At 70.6% G+C, this 20985-nt stretch carries 16 protein-coding genes; 11 read left to right on the top strand and 5 right to left on the bottom strand.

Annotation, left to right across the window (positions count from 1 at the left end; genetic code table 11):
* Positions 1 to 39 precede the first annotated feature (39 nt).
* From ACH492_RS17900 to ACH492_RS17890, 3 genes are all read left to right on the top strand, one after another.
* On the top strand, positions 40 to 1896 hold the full coding sequence (locus ACH492_RS17900) for a TIR domain-containing protein (protein ID WP_398987585.1): 1857 nt from the start codon (positions 40 to 42) through the stop codon (positions 1894 to 1896).
* A 130-nt stretch (positions 1897 to 2026) separates the two neighbouring features.
* Positions 2027 to 3046: a glutamine synthetase gene (glnII, locus tag ACH492_RS17895; protein WP_398987583.1), complete on the top strand. Its 1020-nt coding sequence runs from the start codon at positions 2027 to 2029 to the stop codon at positions 3044 to 3046.
* 415 nt (positions 3047 to 3461) lie between these two features.
* Positions 3462 to 4043 (top strand): winged helix-turn-helix domain-containing protein, encoded by a 582-nt coding sequence (locus ACH492_RS17890; protein WP_398987581.1) that lies wholly within the window; start codon positions 3462 to 3464, stop codon positions 4041 to 4043.
* A gap of 25 nt (positions 4044 to 4068) precedes the next feature.
* Here the strand turns inward: ACH492_RS17890 and ACH492_RS17885 are convergent, their stop codons facing one another.
* Positions 4069 to 5475 carry a PepSY-associated TM helix domain-containing protein gene (locus ACH492_RS17885; protein WP_398987579.1) on the bottom strand — a complete coding sequence of 469 codons (1407 nt, stop codon included), beginning with the start codon at positions 5473 to 5475 and terminating at the stop codon, positions 4069 to 4071.
* A gap of 46 nt (positions 5476 to 5521) precedes the next feature.
* Positions 5522 to 6130: a hypothetical protein gene (locus ACH492_RS17880; protein WP_398987578.1), complete on the bottom strand. Its 609-nt coding sequence runs from the start codon at positions 6128 to 6130 to the stop codon at positions 5522 to 5524.
* Positions 6131 to 6237: 107 nt separating this feature from the next.
* Here ACH492_RS17880 and ACH492_RS17875 point away from each other — a divergent pair, with 107 nt between their 5' ends.
* The 3 genes from ACH492_RS17875 to ACH492_RS17865 all read left to right on the top strand — a co-directional run bounded on the left by ACH492_RS17875 (position 6238) and on the right by ACH492_RS17865 (position 9499).
* Entirely contained in the window at positions 6238 to 7233 is a 996-nt protein-coding gene (locus ACH492_RS17875) for an SDR family oxidoreductase (protein WP_398987576.1), read from the top strand.
* Between the two features lie 365 nt (positions 7234 to 7598).
* A complete protein-coding gene (locus tag ACH492_RS17870) occupies positions 7599 to 8867 on the top strand; it encodes a sensor histidine kinase (protein ID WP_398987574.1) in 1269 nt (422 codons plus the stop codon).
* Complete coding sequence (locus ACH492_RS17865; protein ID WP_398987572.1) at positions 8852 to 9499, top strand: response regulator transcription factor; 648 nt, start codon at positions 8852 to 8854, stop codon at positions 9497 to 9499. The genes ACH492_RS17870 and ACH492_RS17865 overlap by 16 nt, the downstream gene beginning before the upstream one ends.
* Positions 9500 to 9523: 24 nt before the next feature.
* Here the strand turns inward: ACH492_RS17865 and ACH492_RS17860 are convergent, their stop codons facing one another.
* A complete protein-coding gene (locus tag ACH492_RS17860) occupies positions 9524 to 10057 on the bottom strand; it encodes a GNAT family N-acetyltransferase (RefSeq protein WP_398987570.1) in 534 nt (177 codons plus the stop codon).
* A 213-nt stretch (positions 10058 to 10270) separates the two neighbouring features.
* On the opposite strand from ACH492_RS17860, the gene ACH492_RS17855 reads away from it, so the two are divergent.
* Positions 10271 to 11821 carry a DUF1996 domain-containing protein gene (locus ACH492_RS17855; RefSeq protein WP_398987568.1) on the top strand — a complete coding sequence of 517 codons (1551 nt, stop codon included), beginning with the start codon at positions 10271 to 10273 and terminating at the stop codon, positions 11819 to 11821.
* 95 nt (positions 11822 to 11916) lie between these two features.
* Here ACH492_RS17855 and ACH492_RS17850 read toward each other — a convergent pair whose 3' ends face one another.
* Positions 11917 to 12408, bottom strand: a complete 492-nt coding sequence (locus ACH492_RS17850) for a hypothetical protein (RefSeq protein WP_398987566.1) — start codon at positions 12406 to 12408, stop codon at positions 11917 to 11919.
* Between the two features lie 102 nt (positions 12409 to 12510).
* Here ACH492_RS17850 and ACH492_RS17845 point away from each other — a divergent pair, with 102 nt between their 5' ends.
* From ACH492_RS17845 to ACH492_RS17830, 4 genes are all read left to right on the top strand, one after another.
* Positions 12511 to 15639, top strand: a complete 3129-nt coding sequence (locus ACH492_RS17845) for an alpha-N-acetylglucosaminidase (protein ID WP_398987564.1) — start codon at positions 12511 to 12513, stop codon at positions 15637 to 15639.
* Between the two features lie 62 nt (positions 15640 to 15701).
* On the top strand, positions 15702 to 16496 hold the full coding sequence (locus ACH492_RS17840; protein WP_398987562.1) for a tyrosine-protein phosphatase: 795 nt from the start codon (positions 15702 to 15704) through the stop codon (positions 16494 to 16496).
* A 101-nt stretch (positions 16497 to 16597) separates the two neighbouring features.
* Complete coding sequence (locus ACH492_RS17835) at positions 16598 to 18559, top strand: hypothetical protein (RefSeq protein ID WP_398987560.1); 1962 nt, start codon at positions 16598 to 16600, stop codon at positions 18557 to 18559.
* A gap of 99 nt (positions 18560 to 18658) precedes the next feature.
* Positions 18659 to 19375: a TetR/AcrR family transcriptional regulator gene (locus tag ACH492_RS17830; protein ID WP_398987558.1), complete on the top strand. Its 717-nt coding sequence runs from the start codon at positions 18659 to 18661 to the stop codon at positions 19373 to 19375.
* Here ACH492_RS17830 and ACH492_RS17825 read toward each other — a convergent pair.
* Positions 19372 to 20982, bottom strand: a complete 1611-nt coding sequence (locus ACH492_RS17825; RefSeq protein ID WP_398987556.1) for a SpoIIE family protein phosphatase — start codon at positions 20980 to 20982, stop codon at positions 19372 to 19374. The two genes, ACH492_RS17830 and ACH492_RS17825, sit on opposite strands and share 4 nt — an antisense overlap.
* Positions 20983 to 20985: the final 3 nt, after the last annotated feature.

Raw genomic sequence — 20985 nt, 5'->3', positions numbered from 1 at the left:
GGCGACGCCCGCGGCAGGTGAGCGGCAGGAGCAGCCCGCATGACGCGCGTGTTCATAGCTTCGTCCACGGAGGGCCGGCCGTATGCGCAGGCGGTGGCGGCCGTGCTGGCGCGGCAGGGCGTGGAGCCGATGCTGTGGTGGAGCCAGCAGTGTTTCCCACCGGGGGCGACGCTGTTGGACTCGTTATTACGGCTGCTCAACGAGGCCGACGGGGCGCTGATCATCGCCACGCCCGACGACCGGACCACCCGGCGCGGCGAGACCCTCTACTCTCCGGCGGGCAATGTGCTGCTGGAGTACGGGCTGTTCACCGGCCGGCTGGGGCAGGCGCGGGTGGCGATCGTGACGGTGGCCGATCCGGATCTGCCGTCGGATCTGGGCGGGGTGGTGCATCTGCGGCTTGCGTCGCCGACGTCCTTCCAGGATCCCTCGGTGTACGAGTCGGTGGAGATGGAGCCGAAAATCGTGCCCTGGCTGCGCAGCCTGGACGCGGCAAGCAGCAACGGGGCGAGGATCGCCGGGCTGCTCAGCCGGCTCGCACCGGCGGCCAAGCCGCGGGACCGGGTGCGGCTGAAGGCGCGGGTGCTGTGCGACCAGCTCGACTCGCGGGCCTTTCCCAGGCTTCCCGAGCCGCTGGTCCTCGACATCCTGCGCCGGTACGCGCTCTCCTACGGGCACGAAGAACAAGTCGGACATACCGTGAAGACGCCGGTCGCCGGCTATCTCGATCTGACCCGGGTTACGCCGGAATCCCTTGACCAGCGGGTACTTGCGGGCCACCTGGCCTACCATGTGGCCGAACTGGTCAACCGTAAGGTAATGCGACCGACACTGCTTGCCGTATCGAAGGTGGCGGCCACCGGTATTTTGAGCGCGGCGGCCGACTTGCTACCGTTCCCTGCCGTCTATGTAAGCCCTTACGGGCCGAACCGTGACAATCCTGTGGAGGGCTTTTACGAGAAGGGCGACCGTGTCGTCCTGTTGCACGATGTGGCACTGAGTGGACATCATCTGGTCGATTGCATGACCGCCCTCAGGTCCGCAGGCATCAATGCCAGGCATATTGTTGCACTCGCCGAGCACGACGGTCGGAACGAGGCTCTCGACTCATTGCTCGCAGAAAACGGGATCATGATGCACACCGCCGTGAAGTTCACCCCAGGCACCGGACACCACCCGCAGGCGGTGGAGACGATCCAGCCCTTGGGCATCACCGGTCCGCCGGACCCGGCCGACGCCCCGCAGTGCCTGCTGTGCGATGTGCTCCATGACGCCGAAACCACCGCCTTCCGCAGCCTGTTCGGCCGCGAGGAACTGGCCTCCGACGTACTGACACGGGCGAACGGTTTCGTGGTCGTCGCGGATGTCGCACCGCTGACCCGCGGGCATGTGCTCATCGTGCCCGACGAGCACGCGCTGTCGATGGCGGACCTCTCCCCGGCGGCTCTCGCGGAACTGGAAATGCTGCGCAGGCGCGTCGTGTCGGTCATTCGCGAAGGCTATGGATCGGAAGTCATCGCTTTCGAGCACGGATTGTGCGACCCGAATCTGAGTTCCGCCTGCGGAATCGACCATGCGCATCTCCATGTCGTACCCCTGGACGCACCGGTCGCGCCGTTCTTCCGGAACAGCTTCGAATGCCGCGAAATCGGATCCCTGTCCGAGCTGCCGCAGGTGAACGAGGCACGTCAGGAATACCTTCTGCTCATCGACCAGCAGGGCGCGCACCATTTCGCGACGGCGCAGGTGCCGACGAGTCAGTTCTTCCGCAAGATGGTCGCCGATATCAGCGGCGAGCTGCTGTGGAAATGGAACGACAAATTCCTGCTGGGCGACCGGGAAGAGACCCGCTCCAGGATTCGGGAGCTGCACCGCGTGTTCGGCGCGGCGGGCTGACCGGCCTCACGACGCCGGCAGGGCCGTCACCGGCCCGGCGTAACGCGGGGTTCACAAACGGGCAACGGCCGGGAAATCACGGATTGCGAAGCTGCGCGGCATACCGCTGCACCCGCAAAGGATGAGGCCCGTGACCTTCAAGGCTGAGTACATCTGGATCGACGGCACTGAGCCGACCGCCAAACTTCGCTCGAAGACGAAGATACTGACGGATGGTGCCGAGCTGCCCATCTGGGGCTTCGACGGATCCAGCACCAACCAGGCCGAGGGCCACGCGTCCGACCGCGTTCTCAAGCCGGTCTTCTCCTGCCCGGACCCGATCCGCGGCGGCAACGACGTCCTCGTCATGTGCGAGGTCCTCAACACGGACATGACCCCGCACGAGTCCAACACGCGTGCCGCGCTCGCCGGGGTCGCCGAGAAGTTCGCCGCGCAGGAGCCGATCTTCGGCATCGAGCAGGAGTACACCTTCTTCAAGGGCGCCCGCCCCCTCGGCTTCCCCGAGAGCGGCTTCCCGGCCGCGCAGGGCGGCTACTACTGCGGCGTCGGCGCGGACGAGATCTTCGGCCGTGACATCGTCGAGGCGCACCTGGAGAACTGCCTCAAGGCGGGCCTGGGCATCTCCGGCATCAACGCCGAGGTCATGCCGGGCCAGTGGGAGTTCCAGGTCGGCCCGCTCGCCCCGCTGGAGGTCTCCGACCAGCTGTGGGTCGCGCGCTGGCTGCTCTACCGCACCGCCGAGGACTTCCAGGTCTCCGCGACGCTCGACCCCAAGCCGGTCAAGGGCGACTGGAACGGCGCGGGCGCGCACACCAACTTCTCCACCAAGGCGATGCGCGAGGGCTACGACGCGATCATCACCGCCAGCGAGTCGCTGGGCGAGGGCTCCAAGCCGCTCGACCACGTCAAGAACTACGGCGCGGGCATCGACGACCGCCTGACCGGTCTGCACGAGACCGCCCCGTGGAACGAGTACAGCTACGGCGTCTCCGACCGCGGCGCCTCGGTCCGTATCCCGTGGCAGGTCGAGCAGGACGGCAAGGGCTACATCGAGGACCGCCGCCCGAACGCCAACGTCGACCCGTACGTGGTGACGCGGCTGCTCGTCGACACCTGCTGCACCGCACTGGAGAAGGCCGGCCAGGTCTGATCCCCGCAGTTGGCACGAAAGGGCGCCCACCGGTCCGGCCGGTGGGCGCTTTTTGGCGCGCGTCGCGCCAAAGGACCGTCAGGCAGGCTTTCTGGCAAGCTTTCAGGCAGGCTTTCGGTCGACGGTCCGGGTTGCCCCCCGGAAATACCCGGCAACGTGCGGAAGGCCACTGCTGCCGCGCGACGCCATCTGGTTCAATAGGGGCATGGCCAGCTTCCAGCACATCGCGACAGGTCGCAGCGACCTTGAGCCGTTCTGGCCGTCCCGGCAGCACCATGACTTCGACCGGGTGTGTTGCCGCGCGGTGAACGCGCAGGCCCTCTAAAGCCGCTCACCCCGGTCTTCGGCCAGCGCGCACGACGTACGTCCGTCCTACCGACTCGACGACTCCTCCGCGCGAAAGAGCTGAGCCCTCATGGCGAACTCCCGTTCCTTCTCCGCCGTATCCGCTGCGACCGCCGTCAACCCCAAACCCGTGAATCCGGGCCGCCATCGGCTGCGGGCCGTCGACCGCGACGAAATCGTCGCGCCGGGCAGCCTCGTCGATGTGGCGGACTTCCTGCCGCCGGGGGCCACCTGGCTGCCCGCACCCCAGCACACCCTGCCCACCCTGCCGGGCCAGCCGCCGATGGTCGGCTACCTCGTCCTCGTACCGGCCGATCAGCAGCGGCCCCCGCTGGTGCCGTCGGCCGCTCCGGTCGACGGCACGGAGGGTGCGGGTCCGGTGACGATCGACAGCTTCCAGCGCACCGCCCACGTGGACGGGCGGACGCTGGATCTGACCTACCTCGAGTTCGAACTGCTGGCGCATCTGGTGGCGCACCCCCACCGGGTGCACACCCGCGACCAGTTGGTGACCACCGTGTGGGGCTACGGGCATGTGGGCGACGGCCGGACGGTCGACGTCCATGTGGCCCGGCTGCGCCGCAAGCTGGGCGCCGAGCACCGCCGCACGATCCAGACCGTGCGGCGGGTCGGCTACAAGTACGCTCCGTGAGCTGAGCGCTGGGCCCGGTTTCCCGCTAGGCGCGGGACCGGGCCCTCGCCACGCCCGCCATTGCGAGGTCGACCACCAGGAAGACCAGCAGGCTGATGCCCAGCATCGGGACGAACCAGCCGATCGCCGCGGTCACGGCGGCGATCGGCAGGAGCAGGGTGATCGGCACTTTGCGCCACGCGCCGCGCGGCATCGGGCGGCCCGCGCTCAGCTTCCGTTCCTTCGTGGGCCTGCGCAGCCACCACATCCGGTAGCCCCAAAGAATCAGCAGGATGAGGGCCAGCGCGAGTGCGGCCAGGGCCAGCTGGTTGACCAGGCCGAGGAAGACGCCGGTGTGGGCGTCGATGCCGAAGCGGGTCAGCTTGGCGAGCAACGGGTAGTCGGCGAACCGCAGCTCGTCGATGACCTTGCCGTCCTTCGGGTCGACCGCCACCGAATCCAGATGGACCGGGAACTTGGCGTCGGTCTCCTTGACGATGTAGCCGCTGCCCTCGGCCGGCAGGATGACCGACATCTTTCCGTCGATGCCGGCGGCACGGGCCGATGCGAGTGCCTTGTCCACGCCGACGTCGGCACCCTGGTGGGCTCCTGTGTGTCCGCTGCCGTGGCCCTCGTGACCGCCGTCGGTGCCGCCGCCTTCGAGGGTCGCGGAGACGGTGGGCGTGGCCCCGCCGAGCTGGTCCTGGACCGCGCCGATGTTCTCGCCCGCGTACCGCGACCAGGTCAGTCCGGTGGCGGAGAGCAGGACGAGTCCGGTCACCGCCCACAGGCCGACCGAGCCGTGCCAGGAGAGCGTCCTGCGGCGGCCTTTGACGCCGCGCTCGGGGACGAACAAGGCGCGCTTGGCGTTGCGCCGCCGGCCGAGCCAGAGCAGCAGGCCGCCGAGTGCGACGATCCACAGCCAACTGGCGGCCATTTCGCTGTAGTTGCGGCCGAGGTCACCCAGGTGCAGATCGCGGTGGAGCTCGTCGAGCCAGGTGCGCAGCGGGAGGGCGCCCGAGCCGCCGAAGGAGGTCAGCTCGCCGCGTACGTCCGCGGTGTACGGGTCGACGAAGACGGCGAGGGACTTGCCCTCCTCGACGTCGGGGGTGGTCATCAGTACGCGTGTGGTCGCGCCGTCCTCGTACGAGGGCCAGACGGCGGTCACCGTGCCGTCCGGGTGGGTCTTGCGGGCGGCGTCGACCTGGGCTGAGAGCGGGACGGCGCGGTCGCCGACGGGGACGGTCAGCTCATCGCTGTAGAGGATCTTCTCTGCCTGGAAGGAGAGGGAGTAGAGCAGTCCGCTGGTCGCGGCGACAAGCAGCAGGGGGGCAATGAGCAGTCCTGCGTAGAAGTGCATACGCAGGACGAGGGGCCGCAGTGCGCTCCAGGTGGAGCCTGGCGCGGTCGTTGTCTCGGATTCGTCGGTCTGCGTGGGGACGTCAATGGCCATGGTGATCCTAGGGAGTTGACGCTGACATGGGGGGACCGGCCCCAGGTCAGGCGGCTGCTCCGGGGGCCGTGGCGAGGGGTGCGGGGAACGCGGGCGGGCCGCGCCGGGTCAGCGCGTGCGCGAGGTGTACGCCGTGCAGGCGCCGGGGCCGCGGGCTCTGCGGGACCGGGCGTGGGGCCGCGGGCGGCAGGACGAGAGTGAGCAGCAGGCGCAGCGGGGTGAAGGCGAGGTGCCCGACGGCGTGGGCGAGCCGGAAGAAGGCGGCCTCGCCGCGGGCCAGCCAGAGCGCGCAGACGGCGGCGGCGACGAGGTGGGCGGCGAGCATGCCGGCGTCCACGTCCATGGGTCCCACGGCTGTGGTGGCGGGCTCGGCGTGATGGTGCCGGGACGGATGTCGGCCGGCTCCGGAGAAGATCAGATGCAGGGCGCCCTGGACGGCGAGGAGGCCGGTGCCGATGGCGGGGAGACCGTGGCGTCGTCCACCGGCGAACCAGCCGACGGCCGTGGTCGCGGCGAAGGCGGTGAGCAGCGCCGGTATGGGGATGTCATGCGCAGAGATGAACGAATGCCCCGTGGCGGCCAGTGCGATGCACACCGCCGCGAAGAGTGCGGCCCGCAGGGCGCGTATCGGCGACCGGGCATCCGTCATTGTCATGGTCTGCACATGCTGTCATCCCATGCGGCGGTTGCGGGAGGGGGCCGCCTTCCGCGGGCAGCGGAATCCCTGTGCCTGGCCCCTCCTCACCAGGCAGAGTCGCCGTTATGAGACTTCTGATACTGGGGGGCACGGAGTTCGTCGGCCGTGCGGTCGTCGAGTCGGCGCTGGGGCGTGGCTGGGAGGTCACGGTCTTCCACCGCGGGCGGCACGAGGCGCCCGCCGGCGTCACCACACTGCTCGGCGACCGGACCGCGCCGGACGGGCTCGCGGCGCTGGCCGATCGGGAGTGGGACGTCGTCGTCGACACATGGTCGGCCGCGCCGTCCGTCGTGCGCGACGCGGCGCGGCTGTTGGCGGGGCGGGTCGGTCGCTATGTCTATGTGTCGAGCTGTTCGGTGTACGCCTGGCCCCCGGCGCTCGGCCACGACGAGACCAGCCCGGTGGTGGAGGGCTCGCCCGACGCGGGCGAGGTGCCGTACGCGGAGGCCAAGCGGGGCGGTGAGTTGGCCGCGCTCGACGCGTTCGGCGACGACCGTGCACTGCTGGTGCGCGCGGGCCTGATCATCGGCCCCTGGGAGAACATCGGCCGCCTGCCGTGGTGGCTGCGCCGGATCGCCCGCGGCGGCGCTGTGCTCGCGCCGGGTCCGCGGGACACGCCGCTGCAGTACATCGACGTACGCGACCTCGCGGAGTGGGTCGTACTGGCTGCGGAGCGGGGCCTGAGCGGCCCGTACAACGTGGTGAGCGAGCCGGGGCACACGACGATGCGCGACCTGCTGGAGGCCTGCGCGAGGGCCACGGGCTCGTCGGCGGAGCTCCGCTGGACGCCGCCGGAGGTGCTTCTGGCTGCGGGCATCGAGCCCTGGACGGATCTCCCGATCTGGATCCCGCGGGCGGAACAGCCGGAACTCCACAACGCGATCCACGGGGTGAGCGTCGGCAAGGCGCTTGCGGGGGGTCTGAGTTGCCGCCCGGTCGCGTCGACGGTGACGGATACGTGGAGGTGGCTGGAGTCCATCGGCGGGGCGCCGCCGCAGCGGGGGGACCGTCCGGTGGTGGGGCTGGCGCCTGAGGTGGAGGCGGGCGTGCTGGGCGGCTGAGCGGGGCGCCTGCGGCGGGCTTGTTCCCCGACCCTCCCCCTACGCCCTGGCGGGCGTGGGGGACCCCCACTTCCCGAACTGGGGGCACGCCCCCAGACCCCCGGTACGCCCTTCGGGCGTTGTCCTCAATCTCCCCCAGACTTCGTCCGGGGGGATTGAGGCGCGGGGTCCGGGGCGGAGCCCCGAATACCAGCCCCGCCGGCGATTGAGGCGCGGGGTCTGGGGCGGAGCCCCAGGTCAGGGTCGAGCCCCCGCGTCTTCGGGGTGGTGCCAGGTACACCCCCACACGGTGTCGGGGGCCAGTGCCACCGCGCAGCGGTCCGGCCACACTTGTGCCTGAGACCGGGCAACGAGGGGAACCCCCAATGAATACGTCGAAGTCACGTCACGCGATGGTGGCCGGCGCACAAGGTCTGGCGCTGGCTCTGATGGCGCTGATCGGGTCGATCACGCTCTTCGTCCTGGCGGTGGTCTCCATCTCCCTGATCCCCATAGGCGTGGGTGTGTTCACCACTCCCGCCGTACTGTCCCTGGTGCGGGCCCACGTCAATCAGCGGCGGCTGCTGGCGGCCCAGTGGTCGTCGGTGCGGATCCCGGTGCCGTACCGCCCCTTCCCCCGGGACTTGCGCACCGGCATCACCGGGCAGGTCGAGCGCTGCACGCTGATGCTGAAGGACCCGGCGACCTGGCGGGACCTGCAGTGGCTGCTGGTGGACATGAGCGCGGGGGCGATCGTGGCGATCCTCCCGCCGGCGCTGATTCTGGACGGCATCTTCGGACTGCTGCTCCTGGCCGGTCTGTGGCTGCCGATCGTCGAGGCGGACGGCACGTACTGGTATTCCTTCGTACCGGTCGACGGATGGGGCACTGCCGGTCTTGCCGCGCTGCTCGGAGTCGTCTGGCTAAAGGCCGCGCTGTACGGCAACCCGTTCCTGGTGCGCACCCACTTCCGGCTGGCCGGCTCCGTACTCACCCCGAACCGCGAGGAGGAGCTGGAGCAGCGCATCGGCCGGCTCACCGAGACCCGGCACGACGCGCTGGACACCTCCGCGGCCGAACTGCGGCGTATCGAGCGGGATCTGCACGACGGGGCGCAGGCCCGGCTGGTCGCCATGGGCATGAACCTCGGCACCGTCGAGGCGCTCATGGAGAAGGACCCGGCGCAGGCCAAGGAGCTCATCTCGAAGGCCCGCGAGTCCTCTGCCGAGGCGCTGACCGAACTGCGCGACCTGGTCCGCGGCATCCACCCGCCGGTCCTGGCGGAGCGCGGGCTCGGCGACGCGGTCAAGGCGCTGGCGCTGCGGCTGCCGGTGAAGACCGAGGTGGACGTGGAGCTGCCGCGCCGCGCCGACGCTCCGGTCGAGTCGGCCGCGTACTTCGCGGTCAGCGAGGCCCTCACCAACGCGGTCAAGCACTCGGGCGCCGACCGGATCTGGGTCGACATGTCGCACTCGGACGGCTCGCTGCGTATCGCGGTCACGGACAACGGCACGGGCAGCGCGGCCGTCGGTACCGGCTCGGGCCTGAGCGGCATCGAACGCCGGCTCGGTACATTCGACGGCGTACTCGCCGTCAGCAGTCCCGCAGGCGGCCCCACCATGGTCACCATGGAGATTCCTTGCGAGTTGTACTAGCCGAAGATCTGTTCCTGCTGCGCGACGGCCTCGTCCGCATGCTCGAGGCGTACGATTTCGAGATCCTGGCCGCCGTGGAGAGCGGTCCCGAACTCACCAAAGCGCTCGCGGAGTTGGAGCCGGACGTCGCTGTCGTCGACGTCCGGCTTCCGCCTTCGCACACGGACGAGGGCCTGCAGTGCGCACTGGCGGCGCGGCGGGCGAGGCCCAGGCTGCCGGTGCTCGTTCTCTCCCAGCATGTGGAGCAGTTGTACGCGCGTGAGCTGCTGGCCGACGGCAACGGCGGGGTGGGCTATCTCCTCAAGGACCGGGTCTTCGACGCGGAGCAGTTCATCGACTCGGTACGGCGGGTGGCAGCGGGCGGTACGGCGATGGATCCACAGGTGATCTCCCAGCTGCTGTCGCGGCGGACGCAGGACAAGCCGATGGGCGGGCTGACGCCGCGTGAGCTGGAGGTCATGGAGCTGATGGCGCAGGGCCGTTCCAATGCGGCGATCGCCGGGCAGCTCGTGGTCACGGAGCGGGCGGTGGCCAAGCACACCTCGAACATCTTCGGGAAGCTGGGGCTCCCGGTGTCGGACGACGACAACCGGCGGGTGCTGGCGGTGCTGGCGTATCTGGACCGCGGTTAGAGCCGTGGACAACCCGCGGCAGCGTCAGGCCTGGTACTCCGTGAGGTCGATCGCGTAGACGTGCAGCGGGTAGCCGAACTCCGGGTGCGTCGTCTCGTGCTCCAGCACCATGCCCAGCTTGCGCATCACGTTCTCGGACGCGTCGTTGCCGAGTCGCGCGATGCTGATCACCCGGTCCAGGCCGCGGTCCTGGAGCGCGAACTCCAGTGAGGCGTGGGCGGCTTCGGAGGCGTACCCCTGACCCCAGAACGGCCGGCCGAGCCGCCAGCCGATCTCCACGGCGGGCAGCACCTCCGGCAGAAAGTGCGGCACGGACAGGCCCACGAAGCCGGCCAGTTCGCCGGAGGCGAGCAGTTCGACGGCGAAGAGGCCGAAGCCCTCCTCGTCCCACTCATCCTCCCAGCGCTCGATGGCCTCCGCCGTCTGCTCCAGGTCGCGGACCGAGCCGTCACCGATCCATTGCATGACCTCCGGGTCGGCGTTGATCTCGGCCATGGGGACGAGGTCGTCGTCGTGCCAGCGGCGCAGGAGGAGTCGGGGGGTCTGGATCTCGGTCATGGCGTCCATCCTGCCATCCCCACCGCCGTCCGACTTCAGCGCAATGCACCAGGTTTACTCATGGAGATTTCTACGAATTCCAACAGCGGCTGAACACCCCATGAGCCCCAGCCGTATTGAACGTCGCGCTTCTCCCTCTGCCGGGGAACGTCGCGCTTCTCCCTCTGCCGGGACCCCCCTAACCCACACCCGGCAACGAAGCAGAGGAGTTCCATGGGACGCAACAGAAAACGCTCGACTCTGGCGAACCGGGCGATAGTCGCCTCGGCCGCATTGATCCTGGGCGGGGGTGGACTGGTCGCGGTCAATACGTATGCCTCCGCAGGCGAAGGCTGGTCCTGGTCCGGCCAGCAGAACGAGCAGACGCAGAATCAGACAAAGGGCGCCGGAGAGACGGCCTCCACCATCGACTGCCCCGAGGTCGCGAACGATTTGCCAGACGTGCCCGAACAGGCGCGTCCGGAAGTCGACCGGGAACTGGCAACGATGGACAGCCAGATCACCGACGCGTACCAGAAGTTCGCAGAACAGAGGGAGCAGATCGAACAGGATCCCCAACTGGCCCAGAACGCCATTCTGAATCCGCTGAAGGACAAGCGGGCGGCGAGCATCGACCGTATTTCCGGCGCCATCGGCCGGGCCGGCCAGCAGCCGCAGGGGCTTGATGACCTCGCCCCCTGCGTCATGCGCGCCGACGACAGCGACAACGCCGGCGAAGGTGACAACGGCGGCGACGGACAAGACGACGGACAGAACGGCGACGGACAGGGAGACGGACAGGACGACGGTCAAGGTGACGGCCAGGACAATGGTCAGGATGGCGGCCAGGATGGCGGCCAGGACGACGGTCAAGGCGATGACCAGGGCGGGCAGGCCGGAAACGGCCCCGAAGCCTCCGACTTCGTCGACATCCAGTCCGTAGAGCCGAACGTCCAGCAGCCCCAGCAGCAGGGCGGCGGATCCAAAGGCACCTTCACCACCGAATGCGGGAAGAACGAGAACGGAAAGTTCAACCCGGACAATGTCATCGTCGCCCCAGGTGTGGCCAACGGCGCGCACCATATGCACGATTACGTCGGCAATCAGGCCAATGACGCGTTCGCCAGCGACGACGATCTCGCAGGAGGTGACACCACCTGCCAGAACCAGGGCGACAAGTCCACGTATTACTGGCCTGTCCTGCGACTTCAGAACGGGCAGGACGAGAACGACGCCAACGCCGACGGCGGCGGCAATGACAAGAACGTCGGAGAGATCCAGACTCCGTCCCAGGTCACGCTGAATTTCGTCGGCAGTCCGGTCAGCAAGGTCACCGCAATGCCCCGCTTCCTGCGGATCATCACCGGTGACGCCAAGGCATTCACCAATGGTGACGCGAATGCCAATGCCTCCTGGAGCTGCACCGGTTTCGAGGACCGGCAGCTGAAGGACAAGTACCCGATCTGCCCCGAGGGCAGCCAGGTGGTACGGAGCTTCAAGTTCCAGAGCTGCTGGGACGGCCAGAACACCGACAGTGCGAATCACCGCACCCATGTTGCCTTCGCGGACGACAACGGCAACTGCGGCAATGGATTCCAGGCGATCCCGCAGCTGGTCCAGCGGATCGTTTACGACGTCCCGCCGGGTCCCGGCTTCGCGGTCGACTCCTTCCCGGAGCAGCTGCACAAGCCGATCACCGACCACGGTGACTTCATCAACGTCTTCGACGAGGACCTGATGAACGAGGTGGTGGACTGCATCAACACCGGTCAGAAGTGCCAGTGACCCGCTGGCACTGATCCCCTGACACGACCCGGATCGGCTCCCCTGAGCGGGGGGCCGATCCGGCTGTCACGGCCCCCCACCCCATACCTGCGCGGTCAGCTCCCGTGGTGTTCCGAGTGGTCCTGCTCGCTCCCCCCACTGCCACCACTACTCCCCGAGTGGTGCTGCGAGCCGGTCTCCACATTCCCACCGAGCCGGCCGCGCAGCGCCGTGACCACCTTCGCGTCGCCGACCGCGACCCATTTGCGGCCGACGAGATACGAGCCGCCGTAGTCATTGGCCTCGTTGATCCATTCGCGCTGCCCTCTGTCGGTGGCGAAGGTGGCCAGCACATACTTGCCGTCGCCGGTCGTGCAGTTGGCCTGCCGCAGCTCGGCCGCATCCGTCTGGATGTTCGGTTTGCACTCCGCCTTCTCGGCCAGCTGCTCCAGGGTGCCCGTCGCCGTCTTCGGAGGCTTGGGATCCTTGTCTCCGCCACGCCCGTCGCCGTCGTCGCCCGATCCGCAGGCCGTGGCAAGGGTCAGCGCCAGAACTGCCAGTGCTGCGCGGGCCGTCCGCCTCGCGCCCGTGTTCGTACTCGTCCGCATCCAGCCATCGTGCCCTGTCAGCAACCTTTTGCGCGAGGGAACTCCCGATAACCTGCGCTCCGCACGCACCTGTTGTCACGTGAGCAACACGGAGGAGCGCTGATGATCGAGCTGTCGAGACGTACGGTGCTGGGCACAGCGGGAGCGATCGGCGTGGGAGCGGCATTGGCCGGACACAACCCCGCGGCCGCCGCACCCGCGGCCCGATTCGCCACCGCCCCCGCACAGGCCGCACTGCTGCGGCTGCTGCCCCGGCACGCCGGCCAGTTCCGGCTCCGGGCGCTGGAGGGCCCCGAGCGTTTCCGGGTCACCGGCTCGACCGGCCGTATCGAGGTCGCGGGCACCAGTCCCGCCGTACTCCTCACCGGAGTGCACTGGTACCTCAAGTACGTCTGCCGGGCACACATCTCATGGTCCGGGAGCCAGCTGGACCTGCCGGGGCGGCTGCCCGCGCCCCGCACAGCGCTCGAGCGGTCGGCGACCGTCCCGCACCGGTTCGCGTACAACGACACTCACGACGGCTACACCGCCCCGTACGCCGACTGGGCCAGCTGGGAGCGGCTGCTCGACGTCCTCGCCCTGCACGGCTGCAACGAGGTGCTGGTGACACCCGGCCAGGAGGCGGTCTACCACCGGCTCCTGATGGACTTCGGATACTCCGACACAGAGGCCCGCACCTGGCTGCCCGCGCCATCCCACCAGCCGTGGTGGCTGCTGCAGAACATGAGCGAGTACGGCGGCCCCCTCTCCCCCGAGCTCATCGACAGACGTACCGGCCTCGGCAGAAGGATCTGCGACCGGATGCGCGAACTCGGTATGCACCCGGTCCTGCCCGGTTACTTCGGCACGGTCCCGGACGGCTTCGTCGCCCGCAATCCCGGCGACGCCCGCGTCATCCCGCAGGGCAGCTGGAACGGGCTGCGCCGCCCCGACTGGCTGGACCCCCGCACCCAGAGCTTCGCCGACGTCGCCGCCGCCTTCTACCGGCACCAGTCGGAACTGTTCGGCGACGTCGGCCACTTCAAGATGGACCTGCTGCACGAGGGCGGCACCGCCGGGGACGTCCCGGTGGCGGACGCCGCCCGCGCCGTCGAGACGTCCCTGCACACCGCCCGCCCCGGGGCCACCTGGGTGATCCTCGGCTGGCAGTCCAACCCTCGGCCCGCGCTCCTCGACGCGATCGACACCGACCGGGTGCTGATCGTCGACGGGCTCTCGGACCTGGACACGGTCACCGACCGCGAGGCGTCTTGGGGCGGCGCTCCGTACGCGTTCGGCACCATCCCGAACTTCGGCGGGCGTACGTACCTCGGGGCGAACACCGACCGGTGGACTCAGAAGTTCACCGCCTGGCGCGACAAGCCGGGCAGCGCGCTGGCCGGCACCGCGTACATGCCGGAGGCCGCCGAGCGCGACCCCGCCGCCCTGGAGCTGTTCAGCGAGCTCGCCTGGCGCGAGGAGCGGATCGACCGGGAGGCATGGTTCGCCGAGTACGCCGAGTTCCGCTACGGCGGCGAGGACAGCTCGGCGCGCACCGCCTTCACCGCGCTCGCCGCCACCGCGTACAAGCTCACCAGCACCGACGGCCGCCCGTACGACTCGCTGTTCTGCCGCCGCCCCAGCTTGACCGCGTCCATCGGCACCGCCTTCGACCCGGCTGCGTTCGACCAGGCGTTCGCGGCGCTGCTCGGTGTACGGCTTTCGCTGCGCGGCAGTGACGCCTACCGCCACGATGTGACCGACCTGGCCCGCCAGGCCCTCGCCAACCGCTCCCGTACGCTGCAGCTCCCGCTGCGCGTCGCCTGTCTGAGCAAGGACGTGGACACCTTCCGCGCCCTCACCGCCCTGTGGCTGAAGCTGATGCGGCTGAGCGACACGATGGCCGGCTGCCATCGTGCCTTCCTTCTCGGCCCCTGGCTGGAGGACGCCAAACGGCTGGCCACCAGCGCGGAAGAGGCGGTGGAGCTGGAGCGCACCGCCCGGGCGCTGATCACCACGTGGGCGGACCGGGCGGCGGCGGCCGAGCTCAGCAACTACGCCAACCGCGACTGGCACGGGCTGATCAACGACGTCCATGTGCCGCAGTGGGAGGCGTATCTGGACGAGCAGGCCGCCGCGATGGCCGAGGGCCGCGCGCCCAAGTCCTTCGACTGGTATCCGGCGGAGGAGGCCTGGACGAAGGACCGGCGCGCCTATCCGGTGCGGGCGACGGGTGACGCGTACCGCACGGCCCGGCGGGTGTACGACACCCTCGCGACCGCCCCCTACCAGGGCTTCGTCGACGTCACCGTGGACCCGCCGGCCTTCACGCCCGGCAGCATCGGGATCGCCACGGCCGCCTTCCGCAATCTGAACGGGCTGCGATCCACCGGACGCGTCGACTTCGCCCTGACGGGTCTTGCCGCCGAGCCACAGGGCGAGCCGTTCCTGACGAGCGTCCCGGCGGGCGGCACCGGCGCGGTCGGCTGGCGGGTGACGGCCCCGGCCGAACCCCTCACAGAGCCGCTGGTCCCGATGCCGTACGAACTGCGCACACAGTACGGCCCGCGCGGCGAGGAGCGGAGCGAGATGGGGGTCCCCCCGGCCGAAGGCTGGGGGAGGGTGACCGTGACCCACAAGGACGCTCTCTGGATGGCGTCGCCGCTCGATCCCGAGTGGCGCACGTTCACCAGCAACAGGGCGGTCTTCGGACAGCTCGGCGACCGCTTCGCGATCAACGGCGCGGGCAACGACCTGTGGCGGGGCACCACCCACTTCGGCACCGCCTACCGTGAGGGCGCGCTCACTGCTGGAACAAGCGTCGTCCTGCGGGTGGACTCCCAGGAGAACACCAGCAGTTGGGCCCGGGCGGGCATCGTCGTACGCAACAGCCTTGCCACTCCCGGCGCCGCCGGCTTCCTGAATCTGGCCGCGACACCCGGCCAGGGCATCGTGCTGTCGTACGACACGAACGGCGACGGCATCCTGGACACGTACAGGCGCATCACCGGCGTCAAGGCCCCGGTACTGCTGAGGCTCACCCGCAACGCGGGAACCTCCTTCACCGGTACCTGCTCGACGGACGACGGCGCCACCTGGCGCACGATCGCCACGGTGTCCGTGCCGAGAGCCGCCGCCGCTCAGGACGTGGGGCTCTTCATGAGCGCCGCCAGCGGCGGCAGCGGGGCCCGGGGAACGGTGCGGTTCAGCGGTTGGTCGATCGCGGCGCCGCCGTCGACTACCGTTCCGTAAGAAAAGGATCTTTCCGGTAGATCCAGCAGATATCGATGTGCTGAGTCAGGGAGCCGCCCGCCATGACCGCGATCCCCGCCACCACCGTCGCCAACCTCCGCGGCCTCGGCGGCACTCCGCTGCGCTGCGGCCGTTCCGTACGATCCGGTCTGCTCTTCCGCTCCGGGTCGCTCGACCGGCTCGACCCCGCCGCAGATCCGGTCGTCGCCGCGCTCGGGATCCGTACGGTCGTCGACTTCCGCACCGCGGCCGAGCGCCTCGCCCGCCCGGACCACATCCCGCCGGGCGGGCGGCTGCTGCTCGCCGATGTGCTCGCCGACCAGGTGGCGTCCGGCAAGATGCCGGCCGCCGCGCAGCTCAAGCGGGTGCTGGCCGATCCGGTGCTCGCCGAGGGGGAGTTGGGCGGCGGCCGGGCGCACGCGCTGTTCGCCGACACCTACCGCGGCTTCGTCAGCACCGGCTCGGCACGCGCCGCCTACGGCGCCTTTCTCAATGAAGTCGCCGACCCCGAGTCCGGCCCGCTGCTCTTCCACTGCACGGCGGGCAAGGACCGCACCGGCTGGGCCGCGACGATCGTCCTCACCCTGCTCGGTGCGGAGCCGGAGACCGTCGAGGCGGAGTATCTGGCCGTCAACCCGGCGGTACGGCAGGCCTTCGCCCCGCTCGTCGAGGGATACATCGCGCAGGGCGGCGACCCCGAGACCGCCCTGGCGATCATCGGCGTGGTGCCGGAGTATCTGGCCGCGGCGCTCGACGAGGTCGATGGCCGCTACGGCACGATGGAGAAGTACGTGTGCGAAGGGCTCGGCGTCCCCGCGGCGGCGATCGAGCGCATCCACGAGCGGCTGGCCGGCTGAACGCGGCGCGGTCGACGGCGGCACGGTCGACGACGGCACCGCCCGCTGCCCCGATCGGGGTGTGCCGGTGACCATAGGACCATTCGCTCGTTCTGCTGAACGTGCGCCCACAGGATGTCGTCACCACACCCGCCCCGTCGGCCCCCGCTCCCGCCCCCGGCCCCGTCTCGGTCGAGCAGGCCGAGGCGGCCCTGGTCGAGCACTACCCCCGGCTCGTGCGGATGGCGTATCTAGTACTGCCTCCGTCCCTCGGGCGCAACCGCCGTGTGCTGACCGCGCACGCCCTCGTGCAGCGCTCGCTCCCGCGCGGCCGCACCACCCCCGCGGGAGCCGCGGACGCCGCGATCCCGCCCTCCCGCCGCGCGCAGGGCGACACCGACCCGGGGTACGCGTATGTACGGGGGCGGGTGCTGCGCCAGGCCCTGGACGCCGGGCTTCCGCTGATGCGGGCGGCCTGGCCGAAGCGCGCCCAGCTGCCGCCGCTGCTGCCGCACGTCTGGGGCCTGCGGGTCTTCCCGCGCTCCGGCGGCGCCGATGAACTCGCTCTGGACCAGCGGCTCTCCGCGCTCTCCGGGCCCGCCAGGGCGGCGTATGTACTGCGCGGTCTGGAGGAGCTGCCCGACACCGATGTACGTCACGCCCTCACCGCCGCCGGGGTGGCGGACCCGCATGCGGCGCTCGCCGAGGCGGACGGGATGGACACGGCGGGGGATGTCGCGCTGCTCGAATCCCCGGAGTTCGACCCGTGTTCGCTGCAGGCGCGCCCCACCGATCTGATGCGCCGCCGCCAGCACGTCAAGGCCGCACTGGTGGCGGCCGCGGCCCTCGCGGTGTGCGGCGCGCTGCTCGGGCTGCCGGGCGACGGCTGGGGTCCGGACGGTGCGGCCGCGCCGCCGTACGCCCGTAATCCCGCCGCCGAATCCGCCCTGGATCCTGCCCGGTTGACGCGGGTCTCCCCCACGGCGTGGCAGCACTTGTCCCGTACGGACTTCTCCGTCTGGCCGGCCCGCGGAGGTCTCACCGATGACCATGCCCTGCTGCGCCGCGCGCTCGCCGTCTGGGCCAGGCCCGGCAGCGCGGTCCAGGTCTCCGCGACCCCCGGCACACCGCCCGGCCCGCCGATGGGTCCGCCGCAGCTGCTGTACGCGGGCGAGGTCGACCAGGCGCGTGTGGTGCTTCTGCACGACGGACTGCGCGTCGTCCGATACGCCGAGCCCAAGGGCGGCACCGGCGGCGTGGCGCTCGACTTCGCGCGTACGGACGGGGCCGACGCCGCCTCGGCGGGCGCGCTGGTGGCAGGCCGCACCGACGGCAATGTCCGCTATCTGACCGCGCCCTGGGTACGGAAGGCCGCCGTACGCAACCTACTCGACCCGACGTCGGAGCCACGGCCGCTGTCCCGCGACGAGGACGGGCTCACGGCCCCGCTGGCGAGTCCGGCGCAGGCGCGCGACTGCAAAGCCTGGGACGTTCTGGAGCTGCGCGACGACACGGCCGACCGGCTGCTGACCGATCTCGGTGAACTGACCCCCGCCCGGCTCACCTCGGGCCCGCCGTCCGCCCCGCGGGACGTCACCGGCAAGGCGGAGCGCGCTTTCTGGGCCCGCACGGCCTGTCTGCTGCCCGGGGTGCGGGCGCACGGTGTGCGCAGCGTCAACTCGTGGCAGTACGCGAAGCAGCCGCTGCCCGATTCGAACGGCACGGCTCACTGGCTGTGCACCCGCGCGGAGACCTGGCAGGGCACCGGAAGCCGGGTCATGGCACAGTTCCAGGCCCCGGCCGCGCAGGCCGGCGCCCCCGCCGCGATCGCGGCGCGGGCCGAGGACTCGCCCGCCTGCGGGGTGCGCGATCCGAAGGTGCTGGCGGGCGTGCTCTGGAAGTCGCGGGCGGGACGGTGGTACGTACTCGCGGCGGGCAGCGGGCAGTTCACATCGCTCGCGACATCGGGCGGGGTCGACGGCAGCGCGAAGGGCAAGCTGCTGGCGGTACCCGCTCGGGAGGGCGCGCGGGCGGAGCTGAACGGCCGTCTGGCGGACGGCAGTCGCGTGGGCGCGCTGCACTGAACCGCTCCTGTGGCCCCTCCCGAGGCCGCTCTCGGCCATCCGCTGCCGGGGCGGGCGGCTGATCCTGGACCTGTGGACGACGCCCGTTAGGGTGTTCGTATGACGACCGGGGTACGCCGCAGGATGGGCGTCGAGGAGCGCAGACAGCAGCTGATCGGTGTGGCGCTGGAGCTGTTCAGCCACCGCTCCCCCGACGAGGTGTCGATCGACGAGATAGCGGCGGCCGCGGGCATCTCGCGACCGCTCGTCTACCACTACTTTCCCGGCAAGCAGAGCCTGTACGAGGCGGCGCTGCGGCGGGCCGCCGACGAGCTGGCCGGGCGGTTCCTGGAGCCGCCGGAGGGTCCGCTCGGGGCGCGGCTGCTGCGGGTCATGGGCCGGTTCTTCGACTTCGTGGACGACCACGGGCCGGGGTTCTCGGCGCTGATGCGGGGCGGTCCCGCCGTTGGATCGACAACGACGAACGCGATGATCGACGAGGTCAGGCAGGCCGCGTACGAGCAGATCCTGGCCCATCTGGGGATCGAGACGCCGCCTTCGCGGCTGGAGTTGGTCGTACGGTCCTGGGTGTCGCTCGCCGAGTCGACCGCGCTGATCTGGCTGGACGGGCGGCGGGTTCCGCGCGGCGAGCTGGAGTTGCAGCTGGTGCACGACTTCGCGGCGCTGTGCGCGGTGAGTGCGGCGTACGACGAGGAGATGGCGGGCATCCTGCTGCGCATCCTGGCGGACGAGCCGGCAGAGGGACCGTTCGGCGATCTGGTCGGCCGGCTCATGTCGCTGGCGCCCGCGCTGCCCAAGGTGCCGGCTCAGCGCTAGCGCTGGGACGGCTCCAGACTCGTCAGCTGAAGGGCCAGCAGGGCCACATCGTCCTCGCGGGTGCCGAAGCAGTCCAGCAGCGTGTCGCAGAGCGCCAAGACGCCCGGCGGTGCGTGCGCTGCGGTGCGGCAAAGACGTTCGAGGGAGACCGTGAGGTCTGTGCCGCGAGTCTCGATCAGGCCGTCGGTGACCATCAACAGCCGCTCGGATTCGGCCAGTTGGACCTCGGACGGGCAGGGACGGTCCAAGCCCAGACCCAGTAGCGGGCCGGAGCTGCGGGCGTAGGCCGCGCTGCCGTCGCCGGTCACGATCAGCGGGCGGATATGGCCTGCGTTCGCGATCCGGGTGCGGCCGGTCCTCGGGTCGATCAGGGCGAGGCAGACCGTGGCCGTTGCCTCCGGGTGGTAGCGCTGGAGCATCCGGTCGAGGCGGCGCAGCAGCGCGGCCGGGTCGCTCTCGTCGGTGGCGTACGCGCGCAGGGCGTGCCGCAGTTCGACCATGACCGTCGCCGCGTCGAGGGAGTGGCCGACGACGTCGCCGACGCCGACCAGCAGTCCGGCCGCCGTGGTCAGGGCGACATAGAAGTCGCCGCCGATCTCGGCGTTGCGGGAGGCGGGCACATAGCGCAGGGCGAGTTCCGCGCCGGGCAGGGTGGGCGGCTGCTGGGGCAGGAAGCTGTGTTGCAGTGTGAGCGCGACATGGCGTTCCTCGGCGGCGGTGCGCAGGGTCTGGGCGGTGAGGGCGGTGTCATGGGCGAGCCGGCCGAGCAGCGACGCGGTGTCCGGGTCGCAGGGGGCGTACGCGGGGTGGGCAAGACAGATCGGCGGCTGGTCGGGGCGGTCGCCGGCGAGCAGCAGGGCCGCGCCGCCGGGGACTTCGGGCCGGAAGAACCCGGGCGGCCACAGCGGCGGCGGCGCGATCAGCGGATGTACGCCCGTACGGCCGGCCATGCACCGCCGCAGCAGACCGGCCACGGCCGCCCGCGCTTCGGCGTCCGGCGGGCAGTCGTACCGCCGGGGGCTGCCCGCGTACAGCGTGTCCTCCGCGCCGAAGACGAAGGCCGCGGCCGGACCGCCGGTGAGCTGGGCGGTGGCGGCCGCGGCCAGGTCGGCCAGTTCCTGCGGGCCGTGCGCACCGTGCAGTTCCGTGGTCGCGGCGGCGAGCCGGGTCAGCCGGTCGGCCTGCGCCTCTGCGTCATGGCGGGAGCGGGCCCCGCGCAGGGCGGCCCTGATCACCGCCTCGATCTCCTCCGGCTCGACGGGGATCGTCAGATACGCGTCCGCGCCCGCGTCGAGTCCGCGGCTGCGGTCTCGCGGGGAGATCGCCGCGGCGCTGAAGTGCACCACCGGCATCGCGGCGATCTCCGGATGGGCCTTGATCCGGCGGCACAGTTCGAAGCCGTTCATGTCGGGCAGGCCGATGTCGACCAGCGCGGCGTCCGGCAACGCACCCGACCTGAGTCTCGTGTCGAGCTCGATCAGTGCGTCGCCGGCGCACGCGGTGGTCACCACCCGGTGACCGGCCCGGCGCAGCACCGCGCCCATGGCGTAGCGATTGGCCTCGAGGTCGTCGACGACCAGCACCGTGGCGTCGCCGGCTCCGCTCATGTC

Origin of the sequence: Streptomyces sp. NPDC019443 (assembly GCF_044389785.1) — a bacterium.
In the GTDB taxonomy this organism is placed as follows: domain Bacteria; phylum Actinomycetota; class Actinomycetes; order Streptomycetales; family Streptomycetaceae; genus Streptomyces.
This window is presented reverse-complemented; position numbering and strand designations above follow the sequence as displayed.

Excerpts from the sequence above, each read along its gene's own strand:
- ACH492_RS17900 (WP_398987585.1), top strand. The coding sequence starts at position 40 with ATGACGCGCGTGTTCATAGCTTCGTCCACGGAGGGCCGGCCGTATGCG.
- ACH492_RS17890 (WP_398987581.1), top strand. The coding sequence starts at position 3,462 with ATGGCGAACTCCCGTTCCTTCTCCGCCGTATCCGCTGCGACCGCCGTC.
- ACH492_RS17885 (WP_398987579.1), bottom strand. The coding sequence starts at position 5,475 with ATGGCCATTGACGTCCCCACGCAGACCGACGAATCCGAGACAACGACC.
- ACH492_RS17880 (WP_398987578.1), bottom strand. The coding sequence starts at position 6,130 with ATGACAATGACGGATGCCCGGTCGCCGATACGCGCCCTGCGGGCCGCA.
- ACH492_RS17875 (WP_398987576.1), top strand. The coding sequence starts at position 6,238 with ATGAGACTTCTGATACTGGGGGGCACGGAGTTCGTCGGCCGTGCGGTC.
- ACH492_RS17870 (WP_398987574.1), top strand. The coding sequence starts at position 7,599 with ATGAATACGTCGAAGTCACGTCACGCGATGGTGGCCGGCGCACAAGGT.
- ACH492_RS17860 (WP_398987570.1), bottom strand. The coding sequence starts at position 10,057 with ATGACCGAGATCCAGACCCCCCGACTCCTCCTGCGCCGCTGGCACGAC.
- ACH492_RS17855 (WP_398987568.1), top strand. The coding sequence starts at position 10,271 with ATGGGACGCAACAGAAAACGCTCGACTCTGGCGAACCGGGCGATAGTC.
- ACH492_RS17850 (WP_398987566.1), bottom strand. The coding sequence starts at position 12,408 with ATGCGGACGAGTACGAACACGGGCGCGAGGCGGACGGCCCGCGCAGCA.
- ACH492_RS17845 (WP_398987564.1), top strand. The coding sequence starts at position 12,511 with ATGATCGAGCTGTCGAGACGTACGGTGCTGGGCACAGCGGGAGCGATC.
- ACH492_RS17840 (WP_398987562.1), top strand. The coding sequence starts at position 15,702 with ATGACCGCGATCCCCGCCACCACCGTCGCCAACCTCCGCGGCCTCGGC.
- ACH492_RS17830 (WP_398987558.1), top strand. The coding sequence starts at position 18,659 with ATGACGACCGGGGTACGCCGCAGGATGGGCGTCGAGGAGCGCAGACAG.
- ACH492_RS17825 (WP_398987556.1), bottom strand. The coding sequence starts at position 20,982 with ATGAGCGGAGCCGGCGACGCCACGGTGCTGGTCGTCGACGACCTCGAG.